This is a genomic window from Methylocystis sp. ATCC 49242, assembly GCF_000188155.2.
Classification (GTDB): Bacteria; Pseudomonadota; Alphaproteobacteria; order Rhizobiales; family Beijerinckiaceae; genus Methylocystis.
Genome location: NZ_KE124774.1, coordinates 1,149,054 through 1,167,267, shown reverse-complemented (window position 1 = coordinate 1,167,267; position 18,214 = coordinate 1,149,054). Strand labels below are relative to the sequence as shown.

The following is an 18,214-nucleotide window of genomic DNA, read 5'->3' as shown; positions in this document are numbered from 1 at the left end:
CTACTCTCCGACGTAACGCCTCGCGTATCGCCGGCCAAGGCGCGTGAGCACTTCATAGCCGATGGTCCGCGCGCGGCCGGCCAATTCCTCTACGTCGATGGTTTCCCCGAGCAATTCCACCCACGCGCCGCGCTGCGCCGCCTCTCGCGGCGCGTCCGTCACATCGAGCACGATGTAATCCATCGACACGCGGCCGATGAAGGGGCAGCGCACGCCGCCGACGATTGCCTCGCCGGCTGGTTTCTTTGGCGCGGCCGTCGCCGAGACCGGCAGGCCGTCGGCGTAGCCGGCGCCGATGGTCGCGACGCGGGACGGGCGGGCCGCGGTCCAGATACCGTCGTAGCCGACACAATCCCCGGGCGCGAGGTCGCGCATGGCGATGATACGGGCGTGAAGGCTCACCACGGCGCGCATCGGATTGGCGGCGCCGGGCGTGGGATTGCCTCCGTAAAGCGCATAGCCAGGACGGGTGAGTTCGAAATGCGGCTTCTCGGGAAGAAACACGGCCGAGGAGTTGGCCATGGACGCGGCAAGACCAGGAAAATGCCGCCGCGTTTCCTCGAAGGCGGCGATCTGACGGGCGTTGACCGGGGCCTCAGGAATTTGCGAGGTCGAGAGGTGACTCATCACCACTGTCGGCGCGATGGCCTTCGCCCGCTCGGCCACATCCGCCGCGTCGGCGGGAGAGAAGCCCAGCCGGTTCATGCCCGTATCGAAATGGATCGCGGCTTCCAGCTTGCGGCCGAGCGTGCGGCCGGCGGCAGCCCATTCCTCGAGCTCCGCGAAGGAGCCGATCGCCGGGCGCAGCCGGGCAGCCGCGAGCCGCAGCGCGCAGCCGGGCGCGACGCCGTCGAGCACATAGATGGTCGCCTCTGGGGCAAGGGCTCTGGCCGTTTCGCCCTCGACGACGGTGGCGACGAAAAACGTCCGGCAACCGGCGGCAAGCAGCGCGCGCATGACAGGGATCTGGCCGACCCCATAGCCGTCCGCCTTGACGACAGCCCCGCATTCCGCCTGGCCGCCGAGCGTCGACAGCGCCCGCCAATTGGAAACGAGCGCCGAAAGATCGACGGTGAGCAGCCCGGTCTCGACCGGATCGAGGCGGTCGACGTGGGTGAGGAGGCGCTCGGCGGGTGCGATGATTCCCATGGGCCGGCATCATAGGCGAAAAAACACGGCGGTCAGATGGCGGGAGGCTTTCGGGCCACGGTGCCGCTCCAACGTGACCTTCGCCTTTTTGCGCCGACCTTGTTTTATCTAACGATCACGGGGCTTCGTCCCGCTTCCTGCAATCGTGCTAGAAGCCGCGCAAACACATCCGCGCGGGATAACGACATGAGCGGCGGCAAAACCTTCAGCCTCACACGGCTGCGGCAGATTCACTCCAGCGTCTGGGCGCTGGGCGTCGTGTCGCTGCTGATGGATTTCTCATCCGAGATGATTCATGCGCTGCTGCCGATCTATCTCGTCGGCGCCATGGGGGCGAGCATGGCGGCGGTCGGCGCCATCGAGGGCGTGGCCGAGGCGACTGCTTCCATCGTCAAGATTTTCTCCGGCGCCGTTTCCGACTGGTTCGGCAGACGGAAGCTCCTCGCCGTCATCGGCTATGGACTAGCGGCGGCGACGAAGCCGATGTTTCCGCTCGCGCCCAATGTCGCATGGATAACGACTGCGCGCTTTCTCGACCGGGTGGGGAAAGGCGTGCGCGGGGCGCCGCGCGACGCTCTGGTCGCGGACGTGACGCCTCCGCATTTGCGGGGCGCCGCCTTCGGCCTGCGCCAGTCGCTCGACACGGTCGGCGCCTTTCTCGGTCCCGCCGTCGCGGTGCTGGCGATGTGGTGGACCTTCAACGACATCCGCATGGTCTTCTGGATCGCGGCGATTCCGGCCGTGCTCGCGGTTCTCGTGCTGGCGCTGGGCGTCAGCGAGCCCGTTGCGACCCGCCTCGCGCGGCCGGCGCGGTTTCCGCTTCATATCGCGGAGCTGCGCGGGCTGGGCGGCGCCTTCTGGCTCGTCGTGGCGGTCTCGACCGTGTTCAGTCTCGCGCGATTCTCCGAGGCCTTTCTGATCCTGAAGGCGCAGGCGGTGGGTCTGCCGGACGCGCTGGCGCCGCTCGTGCTTGTCGCGATGAACGTCGTCTACGCGGCGGCGTCCTATCCCGTCGGCGCGTTTTCCGATCGCGGCGATCGAATCACGCCGCTGATCGCCGGTCTTGTCGCATTGATCGTCGCCGACGCGACTTTGGCTTTTTCAGAGACGCTGCCAGTTGTTTCGATTGGGGTTTTGCTCTGGGGCCTGCACATGGGGCTGACGCAGGGTCTGCTCGCGGCGCTCGTCGCCGATTCGGCTCCTGCGGCGCTTCGTGGCACGGCCTTCGGCGTTTTCAACCTGACCGGCGGCGTCGCTCTGCTCGTCGCGAGCCTCGCGGCGGGGGAGTTGTGGGACGCATATGGTCCTTGGGCGACGTTCACCGCTGGCGGAGTCTGTGCGGCCGGATCTTCGCTAGGCTTGTTGATAATTCAGAAAAAACGACACTTTAAGGCGCATTAGCCAAGCCCATGATTCATGTTGCTTTGATGCAACAAACAGGCGAAATCGAGCCGGGCGCAGGGTTAATTTGATTAATATCAATCCAAAAATCGGTTGTAGGCATTTAGTCTTCCTTCATCGCCGGATTGATCCGGCCCGTTCTGGATTGAATGCGACAGCAGCATTTACCCATGGAAGCGAGGTAGCTCCGATGAAATATGTTTCTTTGGCCATTGCGGCTGCAACCTTTTCCGCAGCCTCGGCTTTTGCGGCCGATCTGCCGTCGCGCAAGGAAGCCCCGGTTTACGTCCCGCCGCCGCCGGCCTTCTCCTGGACCGGATTTTATGGCGGTGTGAACATCGGCGGCTCGTGGCTGGACCGTTACAACTATGACGCTTGGGGTCCGGCGTGGACGGGCTTTGGCTGGATCAACGCGACCCAGATCGCCGCCACCAACTTCTCTAACGCCGGCGTCTCCGGCGGCGTTCAGGCGGGTTACAACTATCAGCTCTGGTCGTGGCTGGTCGCCGGCGTTGAGGCCGATTTCCAGGGCACCAGCATCGGCGCCAGCGGCGTCAACAATGGCTGGGGGCTCGGCTTCGCCGGCCTGCCGGTCCTCTGGGGCGGAGCCTCGCGCGGCGTCGATTACTTCGGCACGGTTCGCGGCCGCCTCGGCGTGACGCTCCCGGGCTGGCAGCAGTTCCTGGTCTACGGCACGGGCGGCTTCGCTTACGGCGAAATCCGCATCAACAACGGCTGGCTGGGCAATCTGCGCGCGGTCGGCACGGGCTGGACCGTTGGCGGCGGCGTCGAGTGGGCCTTCATGCCGAACTGGTCGACCAAGGTCGAGTATCTTTACACGAGCATCGGCGCCGATCAGTGGGGCGGCACCAACCTCGCGAGCCAGCGCGTGAATATGCACACGGTCCGCGCCGGCGTGAACTACCATCTCAACTGGGGCATGGCCGCTCCGGTGCTGGCCAGCTACTGATCGACGGGCGAGCTCCCGATCGAGCAATGACTACAAAAGCAAAAGCCTCGCAAAGCGAGGCTTTTGTCTTTTTTGGGCTTTGACGCTGGCGCTCGCGACGCATTTGCGCGAAGCATATGGTTGCGGCGCCGCAACAATTGAATTATCCAGTCTGGAGTCGTTCTCGGGTAGGAATTCCGAGAAACGCGAGAGGGATAGGACATGGCCAACGTCGAACTCGACAAGCTCGCCGCGAAGCGTCCGCTGTCGCCGCACCTCTCCGTCTACAAGCCGATGCTGACGATGATGATGTCCATCGCGCATCGCATTACGGGAGCCGGTCTTTATGTCGGCATGGCGCTGCTGGCGCTGTTCCTGCTCGGCGCGGCGATGGGCGGCTGGGTTTTTAGCGCTTTCTCGTGGCTCGGATCGGGCTTCATCGGCGGGCTGATCGTCTTTCTCGTCACCTGGGCGATCTTTCATCACCTGCTCGGCGGCGTACGACATGCGCTTTGGGACCGCGGGCTTTACATGGACCCCAAGGGTCGCGAATTTCTCGCTCAGGCGACGCTCGGCGGCGGCGTGACGCTGACGCTGCTGGTCTGGGTTCTGAAATCTCTCGTCGGCTGAACGGAGGCGCATTCGATGTCGATTCCGACTCACTTCAAGAGCGGGCGCACCGGCCCCGGAGCCGCCTATGTCTCGGACCATGAAGGCTCCGTGCACGCCCGCTTCATGCGCCTGTCGGCCTATGCGCTGGCCCCGCTGGGCGCGCTTTCGGCATGGTGGCTCGTCGGCGTCGTCGGCAAGCCGCTGGAGGGCGTGCGCGCCGAGATCGGCCGGCCGGTTCCGGCGATCGTCCTGCTCGCTTTCGCGGTCATCGGCATGATCCATGCCTATCACGGCATGAACGAGATCATCGTCGACTACGTGCACGATGAAGCGCTGAAAGAGCGGGCGCACAAGGCGAACAAATGGGCGGCGATCGCGATCGCCGCTGCATGGACTCTGGCGATCCTGCTCATCGCCGCGCCGAAGTAAGCCGCGCGACAGCCGGGATAACGATAAGAACAAAGGTTTCGACAATGGTTGCGAATGGCGCTGCTTCTTCCGTGTCGGTCAGCGGCCGGGCCTATCAGGTCGTCGACCACACCTTTGACGTGGTGGTGGTCGGCGCGGGCGGAGCCGGCCTGCGCGCCGTCGTCGGCTGCGCCAAGGCGGGGCTCAACGTCGCCTGCGTGACCAAGGTTTTTCCGACCCGTTCGCACACGGTCGCGGCGCAGGGCGGCGTCGCCGCGGCGCTCGGCAACATGGGGCCGGACGACTGGAAATGGCACATGTACGACACCGTCAAGGGCTCCGACTGGCTCGGTGACCAGGACGCGATCGAATATCTGTGCCGCAACGCCCCGCAGGCCGTCTACGAACTCGAGCACTGGGGCGTGCCCTTCTCGCGCACGGAAGAGGGCAAGATCTATCAGCGCCCCTTCGGCGGCATGACCACCGACTTCGGCAAGGGCCCGCCCGCGCAACGCACCTGCGCCGCCGCCGACCGCACCGGCCACGCCATGCTGCACACCATGTATGGCCAGGCGCTGAAGCATGAGACGAAGTTCTTCATCGAGTATTTCGCCATCGACCTCATCATGGATTCCGATGGCGCCTGCCGCGGGGTCGTGTGCCTGAAGCTGGATGACGGCACGATCCACCGCTTCCGCGCCGGCCTGACCGTGCTCGCGACGGGCGGCTATGGGCGCGTCTATCTCTCCGCGACTTCCGCGCACACCTGCACGGGCGACGGCGGCGGCATGGTGCTGCGGGCCGGCCTGCCGCTGCAGGACATGGAGTTCGTGCAGTTCCACCCGACCGGCATTTACGGCGCGGGATGCCTCATCACCGAGGGCGCGCGCGGCGAGGGCGGATACCTCACCAACAGCGAGGGCGAGCGGTTCATGGAGCGCTACGCGCCGTCCGTGAAGGACCTTGCGCCGCGCGACATGGTCTCGCGCGCCATCACGATGGAGGTGCGAGAGGGCAGGGGCGTCGGCAAGCACAAGGACCACGCCTATCTGCATCTGGAGCATCTCGACCCGGCGATCCTTCACGAGCGCCTGCCGGGCATTTCGGAGAGCTCCAAGATTTTCGCGGGCGTCGACGTGACGCGCCAGCCGATTCCGATCATTCCAACCGCGCATTACAACATGGGCGGCATTCCGACGAATTATCACGGCGAAGTGCTGCGCAAGGTCGACGGCAATCCGGACGCGGTGGTGCCCGGCCTGATGGCCATTGGCGAGGCGGCCTGCGTTTCCGTGCATGGCGCGAACCGCCTCGGTTCAAATTCGCTCATCGACCTTGTCGTTTTCGGCCGCGCGGCGGGCCAGCGCGCCGCCGAGCTCGTGAAGCCCGGCGAGACCCAGCAGGAGCTGCCGGCCGATTCCCTGGAGCTGCCGCTCTCGCGTCTCGACGGTTTCCGTCACGCCAGCGGAGGCACGCCCACCGCGGAGCTGCGCGACAGGATGCAGCGCACGATGCAATCGCATTGCGCCGTCTATCGAACCGGCGAAGTGCTGGCGGAGGGCGTCGCCGGCATCAACGATGTCTGGCGCGCGGTGGCCGATGTGAAGGTTTCCGATCGCTCGCTGATCTGGAACTCCGACCTCGTCGAGACGCTGGAGTTCGACAATCTGATCGTCCAGGCGGTGACGACCATGGAGTCGGCGGCGAACCGCAAGGAATCGCGTGGCGCTCACGCCCGCGAGGATTTCCCGAACCGGGACGACGCGAACTGGATGAAGCACACGCTCGCGACCATCGACCGCGATCAAAAAACGACGACGATCGATTACCGTCCGGTGCACAGCTATACGATGACGAACGAAGTCGATTACATCGAGCCCAAGGCGCGCGTCTATTGACGCGGCAAAGCGCGCGTCCCCGGGCGCGGGCCGCATGACGCGAATGGAAGGGTAGGCAATGCGGGCATGGAGCGTGGCGGCGTCTCTCGCGGCGCCTTTCTCTCTCATCTTCGCCGCGCCCGCCGCCGCGCTGGATCTCTCGACCTGCGAGGCGGAGGGGCTGGAACGCTTCATCGGCAAGCCGGTGAAGGAACTGCAACGCATTCGCACGATCGACGTTCGCTATGTCTGTTCGACATGTCCGGCGACGATGGATTTCAGCGCGCAGCGATTGACGGTCGTCTACGACCGCTCGACGGGCCGCATAACAGAACTGAGCTGCAACTGAAGCAGACGAGGCGCAGGCAGGGATCACGATGGTCGAATTCACCCTTCCCAGGAACTCCGTCATCACCGAAGGCAAGGTCTGGCCTCGCCCGGAGGGCGCGACGAACGTCCGCGAGTTCCGCATCTATCGCTACAATCCCGACAGCGACGCCAATCCGCGCATCGACACTTACTTCGTCGATACGGGCGACTGCGGGCCGATGGTTCTCGACGCGATCATCTGGATCAAGAACAAGATCGATCCGACGCTGACTTTCCGCCGCTCCTGCCGTGAAGGCATTTGCGGCTCCTGCTCGATGAACATTGACGGCACGAACACGCTCGCCTGCACCAAGGGCATGGACGAGATCGAGGGCGTCATAAAGCTCTATCCGCTGCCGCATATGGGCGTCGTGAAGGACCTCGTGCCGGATCTGACGATTTTCTACGAGCAGCACGCCGCGATCGAGCCCTGGCTGCAGGCCGGGCCCGATCCCGAGAAGGAGCGGCTGCAAACGCCCGCGCAACGCGCAAAGCTCGACGGGTTGTACGAGTGCATTCTCTGCGCCTGCTGCTCGACGTCCTGCCCCAGCTACTGGTGGAACTCCGACCGTTATCTCGGCCCGGCGGCGCTGCTGCAGGCGCATCGCTGGATTTCGGACTCCCGCGACGAGGCGACAGACGAGCGGCTCGGCTATGTCGACGACGCCTTCCGCCTCTATCGCTGCCATACCATCATGAACTGCACGAAGGCCTGCCCGAAGCATCTGGAGCCCGCCAAGGCGATCGCGGAGCTGAAGAACATGGCGATCGCCCGCTCGGAGCAGTGACGGTCTGGCGCCTTGATCCCGCCCCTGAGCCGGTTTAGGACGGCTCACTCGTCCACGGAGATATGAGCCATGCGTCTTCGCGCGCGTCGTTTTCGCGGTCCGCTTTTAATCGCCGCCTTTGTGATCGGCGCCGGCGCACAGGGCGCGCTCGCGCAGGAGCTCCAGCTCGACCCCAACGCGCTCGACGCGTCGGGCGCGGCCTCGGTGACCACCAAACGCAAGGGCAAGAAGGCGGCCGCTCCCGCGCCGCAGGCCGCCGGCAAGCCGGGCGCGCAGCAGGGCGGCCCGAACCGCCAGTTCGGCGAGCTGGAGGGCTGGTCGCCCGGCAAGGCGCCGCCGAAGACCGACAAGGATCCGGCTCCGACGACCGCCGCCCCGCCGAAGGGTTCGGTGCCGGTCGGCGTCTCGCCCTCCGGCAATATGTCCGTGGGGCTCCCCTTCTGATTTCTACAGCGCCGGCGCTGGCCGGCTGGAGTTATGAATATGGCGTATAAAGTCGCCGTCGTCGGCGCCACGGGCAACGTGGGCCGCGAGATGCTCGATATTCTGGCCGAGCGCCGCGTTCCGGTGTCGGAAGTCGTGCCGCTCGCCTCCTCGCGCTCGATCGGCGCGGAAGTGTCCTTCGGCGACAAGACGCTCAAGTGCAAGCATCTCGACACCTACGACTTTTCCGATACGGACATCTGCCTGATGTCCGCGGGCGGCGCGGTGTCGAAGGAATGGTCGCCGAAGATCGGCGCTCAGGGCTGCGTCGTGATCGACAACTCGTCGGCCTGGCGCATGGACCCGGACGTGCCGCTCATTGTGCCGGAAGTGAATGCCGACGCGGCTGCGGGTTTCAGCAAGAAGAACATCATCGCCAATCCGAACTGCTCCACCGCGCAACTCGTCGTGGCGCTGAAGCCGCTGCATGACGCGGCGAAGATCAAGCGGGTCGTCGTCTCGACCTATCAGTCCGTCTCCGGCGCCGGCAAGGAGGCGATGGACGAGCTCTTTGCGCAGACCCGGTCGATCTTCGTCTCCGACCCGGTTGAGGCGAAGAAATTCCCCAAGCGCATCGCCTTCAATCTCATTCCGCAGATCGACGTCTTCATGGAGGACGGCTTCACCAAGGAAGAGTGGAAGATGGTCGCGGAGACGAAGAAGATCCTCGACCCGAAGATCAAGCTCGTCGCGACCTGCGTGCGCGTGCCGGTGTTCATCTCGCACTCGGAGGCGGTGAACATCGAATTCGAAAACCCGATCTCGGCGGACGAAGCGCGCGACATATTGCGCGAGGCGCCGGGCGTTCTGGTCATCGACAAGCGCGAACCCGGCGGCTACATCACGCCCCATGAGGCTGCGGGCGAGGACGCGACCTATATCTCGCGCATTCGTGAAGACCCGACGGTGGACAATGGCCTCGTGCTCTGGTGCGTCAGCGACAATCTGCGCAAGGGCGCAGCGCTGAACGCGATCCAGATCGCGGAAGTGCTGATGAACCGCAAGCTGCTCACGCCGAAGCAGAAGGCGGCGTAAGCAAGAGCTTTTTGCGCAGACAAAAGCGACCCGGCAAGAGACCGGGTCGCTCTTTTTGCGTCTATACGCTCATATTCCGTCGTTGATTATTTGCTGATCTTGAACAATCCCGGATCAGGCGTCTTCGTCTGGTCGATGTTGAAGAGGGAGATCAGCGTCTCATAGCCCTGCGGGTCCTTCACCTGCCATTGCTTCAGCTTGAAGGTCTTGGGGTCGAAGATCAGGCGCAGATGGGACGTGCCGCCGAAGGTCGCCTTGTCCTCGATGAAGATCGTCACGCCCGAGTCGTCGAAGGTGACGTCTTGAACGGTGACGTCCTTCTCGAGGTCGATCTTGTCCTTCATCAGGAATTTGAGCGGAGTCTGGGTGATGAAATAGAGGTCCTGCGTGCCGAGTTTCCGGTCGCGCACGGCAACCTGCGCGCCGTCGGCGACGACCTCCATGGTCGCGGGCTGGGCGTATTCGAAGCGCACGCGGCCGGCGCGCTGCACATGGAGCTTGCCCTCCGAGCGCTTGCCGTCGGCGCCGATCTGCACGAAGTCGGCGGTCATCACGGGCGAGGTGTTGAAAAAGGCGTTGGCGCGCTTGATCGCCTCCTCGCGATTGAGGGGCTTCGCCGGCTCGGCGGGCGCCGCGGGGTTCGTGAGCTGCACCGGCTCTCCGTTCTTGGCCGCGGGAGCGGATTTCGCCCCCTTCTTGCCCTTGGCGGGCTTGGTATCCGCCGGCTTGGTCTCTGCAGGCTTGGCTTCGGCGGGTTTCGCTTCGCCGGTCGGCGCGGGAGGCTTCGTCGCGTCCTCCGCGAGAGCTGGCGCGGCGAGGGAGAGTGCGAGGACGAGGGCGGCGAGGGGCAATTGCTTCAAGGCGCGAATCCAGTTCCGGGTGGCTACGCCGTTTTCTTAGCATATGTTGGCGAATTTGGGGGCGGGACCGAACGCTATCCCGCCGTCGCGAGGGCGCCGACATAGGCGACGTAGACGGCGAGCAGAGCGAATCCGCGCCAGCGCGGAATCAGGCCGTCGGCCGGCGGCGACGTGAGAAGCGTTGCAACGACCGCCGCCGCCAGAGCGGGAGCGGCCTCGGCGAGCGTGACGCGAATCGGCGAAACGGCGCCCGCAATTCCGATCACCAGATAGCCGCTGACGATCGTGCTGCCGAGAATCATGCCGACGCCGACCTGATCGTGACGGCGCAGACGGGACACGAGGAACGTCGCGAGTTCCGGGGTCGCCGTGCCGAGCGCTACGACCGTCGCGCCGACGACGAAATCGCTGAAGCCGAGGTCACGCGCCAGATGTGACGCGCCATAAACGATCAGCTGGCCGGCGGCAACGAGCAGGGCGAGACCTCCGACCGCGTCGAGGAATGCGGTCCGGCGCGTCAGGGCTCCTTCCTCCTCGGGCTCCTCGAAGGCGCCGCGCATGGAGAAATAGAGCCAGGCGGCGAACATCGAAATGAGCAGGGCCGCGTCCAGCCGCGACAGCGTCCCGTCCGCGAGCATCGCCGCCAGCGCCAGCGGCTGGATGAGGGCGAAGAGATAGCTGGTTTTCAGCGACTGCGGATTGACCGCGACCGGCGAGAACGACAGGACGACGCCGAGAACGAGCGCGAGATTGACGATATTGCCGCCGAGATTGTTCCCGAGCGCAATTTCAGGCTCTCCCGCGACGCCCGCGGTAAAGGCGATGGAGATTTCGGGACTCGACGTCGCGAGGCCCGCTATGGCGCCGGTGACCGTTCGGGAAATGATTCCCCACGAGTGCGCCAGTCCCAGCGTGCCTCGAAGGAAAAGATCGCCGCCGAAAAACGCGCAGACGACGCCGGCCGCGAGGGCGAGAAGATGAAGCTCTGCAAGCATATGGCATAGGATCGAGCGCCAACTGCGCAAGTCAAGCTTGGGCGGACCTTCACTCCGCCGCCTCTATGTCGAACGCCCCGCGGTCGATCCCGCCGCCGACCAGAATCTCGCGCTTGCCCGCATGATTTGGCGCGGAGACGACGCCTTCCTGCTCCATGCGCTCCACGAGCGATGCGGCTTTGTTGTAGCCGACCGACAGGCGGCGCTGGATGTAGCTCGTCGAACATTTCTTGTCGCGCAGCACGATGGCGACGGCGCGATCGTAGAGGTCGCCGCCTTCCTCCGCGTCCATCGAGCCGGGCATGGGCGCCTCGCCGCCGTCCTCGCCGGGCTCGTCCTCGGAGGTGATGGCGTCGAGATATTGCGGCGCGCCCTGCGCCTTGAGATGCGCGACGACATGCTCGACTTCGGCGTCGGAGACGAAGGGGCCATGCACGCGCGAGATGCGGCCGCCGCCGGCCATGTAGAGCATGTCGCCCTGGCCGAGCAGTTGCTCGGCGCCCTGTTCGCCGAGAATGGTGCGGCTGTCGATCTTCGATGTCACCTGGAAGGAGATGCGGGTCGGGAAGTTCGCCTTGATCGTGCCGGTAATGACGTCGACCGAGGGGCGCTGCGTCGCCATGATGAGATGGATTCCGGCGGCGCGGGCCATCTGCGCAAGGCGCTGGATCGCGCCCTCGATGTCCTTGCCGGCGACGAGCATGAGGTCCGCCATCTCGTCGACGATGACGACGATATAGGGCAGGGCGGAGAGGTCCATCTCCTCATGCTCGAAGATGGCTTCGCCCGTTTCGCGGTCGAAGCCGGTCTGCACGGTGCGGGTGATGGTCTCGCCCCTGGCCTGCGCCTCGGCGACGCGGGCGTTGTAGCCGTCGATGTTGCGGACGCCGACCTTCGACATCTTCTTGTAGCGGTCCTCCATCTCGCGCACCGCCCATTTTAGCGCGACCACCGCCTTCTTGGGATCGGTGACGACGGGCGTGAGGAGATGGGGGATATTGTCGTAGACGGAAAGCTCCAGCATCTTCGGGTCCACCATGATAAGGCGGCACTCCTCCGGCTTCAGCCGGTAGAGCAGCGACAGGATCATGGTGTTGATCGCGACCGACTTGCCCGATCCGGTGGTGCCGGCGACGAGCAGATGCGGCATGCGCGCGAGATCGACGATCACCGGCTCGCCGCCGATGGTCTTGCCGAGCGCGATGGCGAGCTTGTGCTTCGACTGGGTGAAATCCTCGCTGGCGATCAGCTCGCGCAGATAGACCATCTCGCGCCGCTGGTTGGGCAGTTCGATGCCGATCGCGTTGCGGCCGGGCACCACGGCGACGCGCGCCGAGATTGCCGACATGGAGCGGGCGATGTCGTCGGCGAGGCCGATGACGCGGGAGGATTTGATGCCGGGAGCGGGTTCGAGCTCGTAAAGCGTGACGACCGGGCCGGGACGGACGTTGATGATTTCGCCGCGCACCGAGAAATCGTCCAGCACGCCTTCGAGAAGGCGCGCGTTCTGCTCCAGCGCGTCCTCGGAAATCTTCACGCCGCCGGCCGGTTTCTTCGGCTCTGCGAGCAGCTCCACCGGCGGCTCCTCATAGGCGCCGTTGATGCTCCGCGCGGGCGCGCGCGCTGGCTGGCGCGTGACGGTAGGCGCGCGCTTCGCAGGCGGCGGGCTGACGCGCGCGGAGACGGGGCGCTCGTCATAATGTTCGTCCAGATTGCGCGCCGCCGGTGTAAAGGCCGGATAGGCGTCCATCTGGTCGAATGTCGGCTCCATGCGGGGATGCGCGGCCGGCGCCTCCTTCGCGGGCGTCGGGAGGCGGCGCGGAATCCTCGCGAGCTGCCGCGACGCCCAGGCCCTTAGAAACAGTCCGAGATGTATCAGCGCGCCGAGCGAAATCAGCGCGACGCCGGGCTCCCCGGCGGCGTCCTCGTCGTCATATCCATGCCGAACCTCCTCGTCCTCGAAAGACTCTTCGCGGATGTCGTTCTCCGTCTCGAAGCCCAGTCCCGCCGCGCCGCTGACCGACAGGATGGCGACGAAGGCGGACATGACGCCGAAGGCCGCCATGACGACCCCGGAGCCGGCGAAGATCGTGCGCGGAATGGCGAGGATGGCGTCGCCGGTCACGCCGCCGAGTCCGGTCGGCAGCGGCCAGCGGTCGGTGGCGGGAAGAAGCGAGGCGGTCGCCGCCGTGGCGAAAACGCCCGAAACCCAAAGGCCGAATCGCAGCGCGCCCCGTTCGATCCGGCGGCGCTTCATCAGGCGCATTCCCTGCATGGCGAGCGGCAGGATTGCGGCGATGGCTCCGAAGCCGACGAGCTGCATGAGGAGATCGGCGACGACGGCGCCCGGAAGACCCAGAAGATTGCGGACATGTCCGCCCGTCGCATGATTGAGCGAAGGGTCGCGGGCCGACCAGCTCACCAGCGCCAGCGTCGTCGCGCCCGCGGCCAGCACCATCGACGCGCCCAGAATCTCCGCCGTCCGTCGCGCCGCGAATTCGCGAAGCTGCTCCGAGAAATGACCCATGGTGTGGCTGCGCATGTGAGAAAAAGCCCGCCGGTCTCGGGAGGCGCCGGATGTCCGGCGCGTCCGGGCGCGCCGCCGATGGCGCGCCGATAATTGTCGCGAGCGTAAAAAACCTCGGTTAAGGGCCGATTAACCCTGGCTTTGTCCGGGTGTGTCGCCGTTCGACGCGATAACCTGGTTCAACTCCGCGCCATAAATGAAAATCACCGCCAGCGAATAGAGAAAGACGAGCGCCATCATGATCGAGGCGAGTCCGGCGTAAGTCGAGACATAGCTGCCGGCGAATTCCGCCAGATAGGCGCCGAAAAGGGCGCCGCAGGCGAGCGAGGCGAGGAGCGTCAGGGCGAAGCCGGGAACGATCCTCGCGAGCGGCCGCTGTCCCGCCGGCAGGAAGACATGTGCCGCGAGCAGCGCGACGCTGACGACGGCGGTCGTGACGCCATAGCGCACGGGCGCGTAGAGCGGCTCGAGCTCATGCATAAGCGCCGGCGCATGTTGCGTGGCGATGGCGCGGGCGAGGGGCGCCAGCACCAGCAGAAAGCCGATGGCGAGCAAGGACGCGGCGCCGATGAAGACGAAGACAATTGCCTCCAGCCGCAGCCACCACCAGGGCCGCTGGTCGCGCGCGTCATAGGCGCGGTTGAGCGCGACGCGCAGCGCCTCGACCCCGCTCGACGCGAAATAAATGCCCAGCACGGCGCCGATGGTCGCCATGCCGTGGCGCGGCTCGGTCAGCACGCTCTGGACCTCGGCCGAAAGCGGCCCGGCGATCCGCGGCGGCCATGCTTCGAAGATGATCTTCGCCGCCGCGTCGGCGACTTCCTGTCTTCCGAAGAAGCCGGCGAGCGCGGTGATGAAGATGAGGAAGGGAAAGAGCGCGGTGAGCGTCGACAGCGCGATGTGGCTGGCGATGGCCCAGCCGTCGTCGCGCTCGAATTTGAGATAGGCGTCGTAGAAGGGGCGAAGCAAGAACATGCGAAGATTACTTTAAATGGCGCGGGCAAACTCCGCCATAGAGCGCGCGGTCTTCGTCGGGACGCAGCTTGATTGTAGACGGCGACATTTCCCGGCGATCGGGATGTCCGTTATAGCTATAGTGGGATATTGGTCGGACCGGCGCCGTTGAGTGGCTATGCGCGGCTTCCTGAGCGCTTGCGAGCGAATTCGATGCATCTGTCCAGATTTTCACGAACCCGTATTGCGGTTTCCAGATCGAAATTGATGTAGTTCTTCGAGCTTCCTCCCGCTCTGATCCAATAATCCGGCATCATCTCCATGCCGACATAAACATATTTTTCATCTGCTGATGTTTTCACCCGCCATTCGAGCGACGAATTCGATCCCGCGCCCTCGGACGCTGGCGTTTGAAAAATCACATCGCCAAGCATGGTGTTCAGGGTTTTCGAGGCCGAGAAGAAGCTTTTGAGCTTGCGCCACATCGAGCATATTCCTCCGGGTTACACGGCTGAAGAAAAAGCTGTGTTTCATCGACAGCGAGGCGATGGCGCGCCAGCGCGGCGGGCGCCGCTCAATCCCCCCGCTGAAAATGATCGAATACGAGCCGCGCCGTCGCCTTGTTGATTCCCGGCGTCTTTTCGAGATCCGAGAGAGCCGCGCGCGAGACGCCCTTTGCGGAGCCGAACGCCAGAAGCAATGCCCGCTTGCGTGACGGCCCTATCCCGGGAATTTCATCCAGCGGGTTCTTCGTGAACTCTTTCTTGCGCCGCGCGCGATGCGTGCCGATGGCGAAACGATGCGCCTCGTCGCGCAGGCGCTGCACGAAATAGAGCGCGGGATCATGGGGTGGCAGCCGGAAGGGTTCGCGCCCCTCGACGAAGAATGTCTCGCGTCCCGCGTCGCGATCGCGGCCTTTGGCGATCGAGGCGAGCGCCACGCCCTCCACGCCAACCTCCAGCATCGCCGCGCGCGCGGCCTCGAACTGTCCGCGGCCGCCGTCGATCAGCACGAGATCGGGCTTCGATGGAAAGGCGTCCGGATCGCTGTCCTTCTCCGTCTCTTTCGAGAGGCGGGCGAAGCGGCGCGTGAGCACTTCGCGCATCATCGCATAGTCGTCGCCGGGCGTTATCTCCGAATTCCTGATGTTGAAGGTGCGGTAATGCGCCTTCATGAAGCCGCTCGGCCCCGCGACCACCATCGCGCCGATCGCCTGTGCGCCGCCCGTATGCGAGTTGTCGTAGACTTCGATGCGGCGCGGCGTCTCGGGCAGACGGAAGACCTGGCCAATCGCGGCAAGCAGGCGCTGCTGGCTTGCGTCCTCCGCAAGCTTGCGGCCGAGCGCCTGACGGGCGTTGGTGAGCGCATGATCCACGAGTTCACGCTTTTCGCCGCGTTGCGGCGCGATCACCTCGACGCGGCGGCGCGTCTTCGCGGTCAGCGCCTCCTCCAGAAGCGCGCTGTCCTCGATTGCATGAGAGATCAGAACAAGCGGCGCCGAGGGATGTTCGTCGTAGAATTGCGCAAGGAACGCGTCGAGCACTTCCGCTTCCGTCAGACTCGCGTCGGCGCGCGGGAAATAGGAGCGGTTGCCCCAGTTCTGAAAGGCGCGAAAGAAAAACGCCTCGATGCAGAAACGTCCCGCGTCCTTGGCGATTGCGAAGACGTCGGCCTCTTCGATCGTGCGCGGATTGACGCCTTGCGCGCCCTGCACGGCCGAAAGCGCGGAAATGCGGTCGCGCAGCCGCGCCGCGCGTTCGAACTCCAGACGTTCGGCGGCGTCCGTCATTTCGCGCGCGAGGTGCTCGCGCACGCTTCGGCTCTTGCCGGAGAGAAAATCGCAGGCCTCGCGAACCAGCTCCTTGTAATCCTCGATGGAGATCTCGCCCGTGCAGGGACCGGCGCAGCGCTTGATCTGATAGAGCAGGCAGGGCCTCGTACGATTGTCGTAAAAGCTCTGCGAGCATGAGCGCAGCAGAAAGGCGCGCTCCAGGGCGTTGAGCGCGCGATTGACCGCCCAGACGCTTGCGAACGGGCCGAAATACTGGCCCTTGCGAACGCGCGCGCCGCGATGCTTGGTGATCTGCGGCGCCTCATGGTCCTTCGCGATGAGGATATAGGGAAACGACTTGTCGTCCCGCATCAGCACGTTGAAGCGCGGCTTCAGCTGCTTGATGAGATTGGCCTCCAGCAGCAGCGCGTCCGTCTCGGTCTCGACCGAGATGAACATCATGGAGGCGGTGGCGGAGATCATCCGCGCGATGCGGTTCACATGGCCGGCGAGGCGCGTGTAGCTCGCTACGCGCTTGCGGACGTTCTTGGCCTTGCCGACATAAAGCACCTCGCCGTTCTCGGCGATCATGCGGTAGACGCCGGGGCTGTTCGGCGCGTGCTTCCAGTATTTCTTGATGACGGCCACGCCGCGCTTGACGCTCTCGGGCGTCTGCGGCGCATCCTCCTCCGGGCGCGCCTCGTCCAACGCGGCGCAGGCGGCGTCGGTCGTCTCGAAGGCGTCATCTTCCTCTGGCGGACGATCGCTTTGCTGAGCGGGCGGGGGAGTCATGCGCCTAGATTTATGCGCCGCTTTCGGTAATGGAAAGGGGTGCGTTCCCGTGGTGTTGGCCAACAGCCGATTCGCCGTCGGGAAATGCCGCCGGCGGCGGAATTCTGGGGAGCAGGGGCTTCATGTCGGGAACGAGGGGCAGTCTTGGGGCGACGGTTTTTCCCGCGCTCGCCCTGCTGACGGCGGCCGTCTTCTCCTTTGGCGAGGACTGGCTTCTGCTTATCCCTCCGGGCCTGATGTATGCGCCCTATGTCGTCGCCGCGATTCTGGTCATCGGCTCGGTGTTCGCCACGCTCGAACATGCGGAGGTCGTCGGGGTGCGGGTGGGCGAGCCGTACGGCACGCTCGTGCTGACCATAGCCGTCACGATCATCGAAGTCGCGATCATGGCCTCGATGATCGAGCATGGCGCCGACGACCCGACGGAAGCGCGCGAGGCGGTGTTTTCCGCCATCATGATTGTCTGCAACGGGCTGGTCGGGCTCTGCCTGCTGCTGGGCGGATTCCGTCATGGCGAGCAGGAACTGCAGCAGATGGGCGCGAGCGCCTATCTCGCCGTCCTCATCGCCCTTTCCGTCCTCACGCTGATACTGCCGGATTATACGATCAGCTCGTCGGGGCCGACGCTGACCCACAGCCAGCTCTATTTCATCAGCACCCTTTCCGTGGTGCTTTATGGCGCGTTCCTGTTCATCCAGACCGTTCGACACCGTTCCTATTTTCTGGACGCAAGGACGGCGGCGCTGGGGCATCGGGAGTCGCGGCCGTCGGTTCGCAGCACGAGCATGGCGATGCTGGGCCTGTGCGCCAGCCTTCTCGGCGTCACCATTCTGGCGGAGCAGGTTGTGCCCGCCATGGAAGACGGACTTGCATTCCTCGGCGTGAAGAACAGCAACGCCGTGGCCGGCGCTGCGCTCGCGACGCTGGTTTTGCTTCCCGAATCGCTGAATTCGATCCGCGCTGCGGCGCGCAACGCGCTGCAGACGGCGCTCAACGGAGCACTTGGCTCAGTCGTCGCAACCATCGGGCTGACCGTGCCGGCCATTTCGGTGCTGGCCGCTATTAAAGGTCACGACATCGTGTTCGGGCTGGAAAAGCGCGACTCCGTGATGCTGATGCTCACTCTCATGCTCAGCATCGTCAGCTTCGGCGCGGGACGCACGAATGTGCTGACCGGCCTCGTACATCTCGTCGTCTTTGCGACATACGCATTCCTGTTGATCGTGCCCTGAGGAACACGCCGA

At 64.9% G+C, this 18,214-nt stretch carries 17 protein-coding genes; 10 read left to right on the top strand and 7 right to left on the bottom strand.

Annotation, left to right across the window (positions count from 1 at the left end; all coding sequences use genetic code 11):
• Entirely contained in the window at positions 1-1,149 is a 1,149-nt protein-coding gene (gene alr, locus MET49242_RS07670; RefSeq protein WP_036281990.1) for an alanine racemase, read from the bottom strand.
• A 186-nt stretch (positions 1,150-1,335) separates the two neighbouring features.
• Here alr and MET49242_RS07665 point away from each other — a divergent pair, with 186 nt between their 5' ends.
• The 9 genes from MET49242_RS07665 to MET49242_RS07625 all read left to right on the top strand — a co-directional run bounded on the left by MET49242_RS07665 (position 1,336) and on the right by MET49242_RS07625 (position 9,071).
• Entirely contained in the window at positions 1,336-2,550 is a 1,215-nt protein-coding gene (locus tag MET49242_RS07665) for an MFS transporter (RefSeq protein WP_036281987.1), read from the top strand.
• Positions 2,551-2,740: 190 nt separating this feature from the next.
• Positions 2,741-3,520, top strand: coding sequence for an outer membrane protein (locus MET49242_RS07660; protein ID WP_036281984.1), 780 nt, complete (start codon positions 2,741-2,743; stop codon positions 3,518-3,520).
• A 201-nt stretch (positions 3,521-3,721) separates the two neighbouring features.
• The gene (gene sdhC / locus MET49242_RS07655) at positions 3,722-4,129 is read left to right on the top strand and encodes a succinate dehydrogenase, cytochrome b556 subunit (protein ID WP_036281981.1); all 408 of its coding nucleotides are present in this window, start codon (positions 3,722-3,724) and stop codon (positions 4,127-4,129) included.
• 15 nt (positions 4,130-4,144) lie between these two features.
• Positions 4,145-4,540, top strand: a complete 396-nt coding sequence (sdhD, locus tag MET49242_RS07650) for a succinate dehydrogenase, hydrophobic membrane anchor protein (protein ID WP_036281979.1) — start codon at positions 4,145-4,147, stop codon at positions 4,538-4,540.
• 44 nt (positions 4,541-4,584) lie between these two features.
• Complete coding sequence (gene sdhA / locus MET49242_RS07645) at positions 4,585-6,417, top strand: succinate dehydrogenase flavoprotein subunit (protein WP_036281976.1); 1,833 nt, start codon at positions 4,585-4,587, stop codon at positions 6,415-6,417.
• Between the two features lie 58 nt (positions 6,418-6,475).
• Complete coding sequence (locus tag MET49242_RS07640) at positions 6,476-6,745, top strand: I78 family peptidase inhibitor (RefSeq protein WP_144259512.1); 270 nt, start codon at positions 6,476-6,478, stop codon at positions 6,743-6,745.
• Positions 6,746-6,773: 28 nt separating this feature from the next.
• On the top strand, positions 6,774-7,553 hold the full coding sequence (locus MET49242_RS07635; RefSeq protein WP_036281970.1) for a succinate dehydrogenase iron-sulfur subunit: 780 nt from the start codon (positions 6,774-6,776) through the stop codon (positions 7,551-7,553).
• 69 nt (positions 7,554-7,622) lie between these two features.
• Positions 7,623-7,997, top strand: coding sequence for a hypothetical protein (locus MET49242_RS07630; protein ID WP_036281967.1), 375 nt, complete (start codon positions 7,623-7,625; stop codon positions 7,995-7,997).
• A gap of 39 nt (positions 7,998-8,036) precedes the next feature.
• On the top strand, positions 8,037-9,071 hold the full coding sequence (locus MET49242_RS07625; protein ID WP_036287295.1) for an aspartate-semialdehyde dehydrogenase: 1,035 nt from the start codon (positions 8,037-8,039) through the stop codon (positions 9,069-9,071).
• A gap of 86 nt (positions 9,072-9,157) precedes the next feature.
• On the opposite strand, the gene MET49242_RS07620 is transcribed toward MET49242_RS07625, so the two are convergent.
• The 6 genes from MET49242_RS07620 to uvrC all read right to left on the bottom strand — a co-directional run bounded on the left by MET49242_RS07620 (position 9,158) and on the right by uvrC (position 16,970).
• Positions 9,158-9,931, bottom strand: a complete 774-nt coding sequence (locus MET49242_RS07620) for an outer-membrane lipoprotein carrier protein LolA (RefSeq protein ID WP_036281965.1) — start codon at positions 9,929-9,931, stop codon at positions 9,158-9,160.
• Between the two features lie 74 nt (positions 9,932-10,005).
• Complete coding sequence (locus MET49242_RS07615; RefSeq protein WP_036281962.1) at positions 10,006-10,926, bottom strand: sodium:calcium antiporter; 921 nt, start codon at positions 10,924-10,926, stop codon at positions 10,006-10,008.
• Between the two features lie 49 nt (positions 10,927-10,975).
• Positions 10,976-13,468: a DNA translocase FtsK gene (locus MET49242_RS07610; protein WP_051134070.1), complete on the bottom strand. Its 2,493-nt coding sequence runs from the start codon at positions 13,466-13,468 to the stop codon at positions 10,976-10,978.
• A gap of 114 nt (positions 13,469-13,582) precedes the next feature.
• Positions 13,583-14,428 carry a YihY/virulence factor BrkB family protein gene (locus tag MET49242_RS07605; protein WP_036281959.1) on the bottom strand — a complete coding sequence of 282 codons (846 nt, stop codon included), beginning with the start codon at positions 14,426-14,428 and terminating at the stop codon, positions 13,583-13,585.
• A 155-nt stretch (positions 14,429-14,583) separates the two neighbouring features.
• Complete coding sequence (locus MET49242_RS07600; RefSeq protein WP_036281957.1) at positions 14,584-14,892, bottom strand: hypothetical protein; 309 nt, start codon at positions 14,890-14,892, stop codon at positions 14,584-14,586.
• Between the two features lie 89 nt (positions 14,893-14,981).
• Positions 14,982-16,970, bottom strand: coding sequence for an excinuclease ABC subunit UvrC (gene uvrC / locus MET49242_RS07595; protein ID WP_036281954.1), 1,989 nt, complete (start codon positions 16,968-16,970; stop codon positions 14,982-14,984).
• A gap of 122 nt (positions 16,971-17,092) precedes the next feature.
• Between uvrC and MET49242_RS07590 the strand changes: the two genes are divergently transcribed.
• Entirely contained in the window at positions 17,093-18,202 is a 1,110-nt protein-coding gene (locus tag MET49242_RS07590; RefSeq protein ID WP_036281952.1) for a calcium:proton antiporter, read from the top strand.
• Positions 18,203-18,214: the final 12 nt, after the last annotated feature.

Coding starts and splice junctions, on each gene's coding strand:
- alr (WP_036281990.1), bottom strand. CDS start 1,149: ATGGGAATCATCGCACCCGCCGAGCGCCTCCTCACCCACGTCGACCGC.
- MET49242_RS07665 (WP_036281987.1), top strand. CDS start 1,336: ATGAGCGGCGGCAAAACCTTCAGCCTCACACGGCTGCGGCAGATTCAC.
- MET49242_RS07660 (WP_036281984.1), top strand. CDS start 2,741: ATGAAATATGTTTCTTTGGCCATTGCGGCTGCAACCTTTTCCGCAGCC.
- sdhC (WP_036281981.1), top strand. CDS start 3,722: ATGGCCAACGTCGAACTCGACAAGCTCGCCGCGAAGCGTCCGCTGTCG.
- sdhD (WP_036281979.1), top strand. CDS start 4,145: ATGTCGATTCCGACTCACTTCAAGAGCGGGCGCACCGGCCCCGGAGCC.
- sdhA (WP_036281976.1), top strand. CDS start 4,585: ATGGTTGCGAATGGCGCTGCTTCTTCCGTGTCGGTCAGCGGCCGGGCC.
- MET49242_RS07640 (WP_144259512.1), top strand. CDS start 6,476: ATGCGGGCATGGAGCGTGGCGGCGTCTCTCGCGGCGCCTTTCTCTCTC.
- MET49242_RS07635 (WP_036281970.1), top strand. CDS start 6,774: ATGGTCGAATTCACCCTTCCCAGGAACTCCGTCATCACCGAAGGCAAG.
- MET49242_RS07630 (WP_036281967.1), top strand. CDS start 7,623: ATGCGTCTTCGCGCGCGTCGTTTTCGCGGTCCGCTTTTAATCGCCGCC.
- MET49242_RS07625 (WP_036287295.1), top strand. CDS start 8,037: ATGGCGTATAAAGTCGCCGTCGTCGGCGCCACGGGCAACGTGGGCCGC.
- MET49242_RS07615 (WP_036281962.1), bottom strand. CDS start 10,926: ATGCTTGCAGAGCTTCATCTTCTCGCCCTCGCGGCCGGCGTCGTCTGC.
- MET49242_RS07610 (WP_051134070.1), bottom strand. CDS start 13,468: ATGCGCAGCCACACCATGGGTCATTTCTCGGAGCAGCTTCGCGAATTC.
- MET49242_RS07605 (WP_036281959.1), bottom strand. CDS start 14,428: ATGTTCTTGCTTCGCCCCTTCTACGACGCCTATCTCAAATTCGAGCGC.
- MET49242_RS07600 (WP_036281957.1), bottom strand. CDS start 14,892: ATGTGGCGCAAGCTCAAAAGCTTCTTCTCGGCCTCGAAAACCCTGAAC.
- uvrC (WP_036281954.1), bottom strand. CDS start 16,970: ATGACTCCCCCGCCCGCTCAGCAAAGCGATCGTCCGCCAGAGGAAGAT.
- MET49242_RS07590 (WP_036281952.1), top strand. CDS start 17,093: ATGTCGGGAACGAGGGGCAGTCTTGGGGCGACGGTTTTTCCCGCGCTC.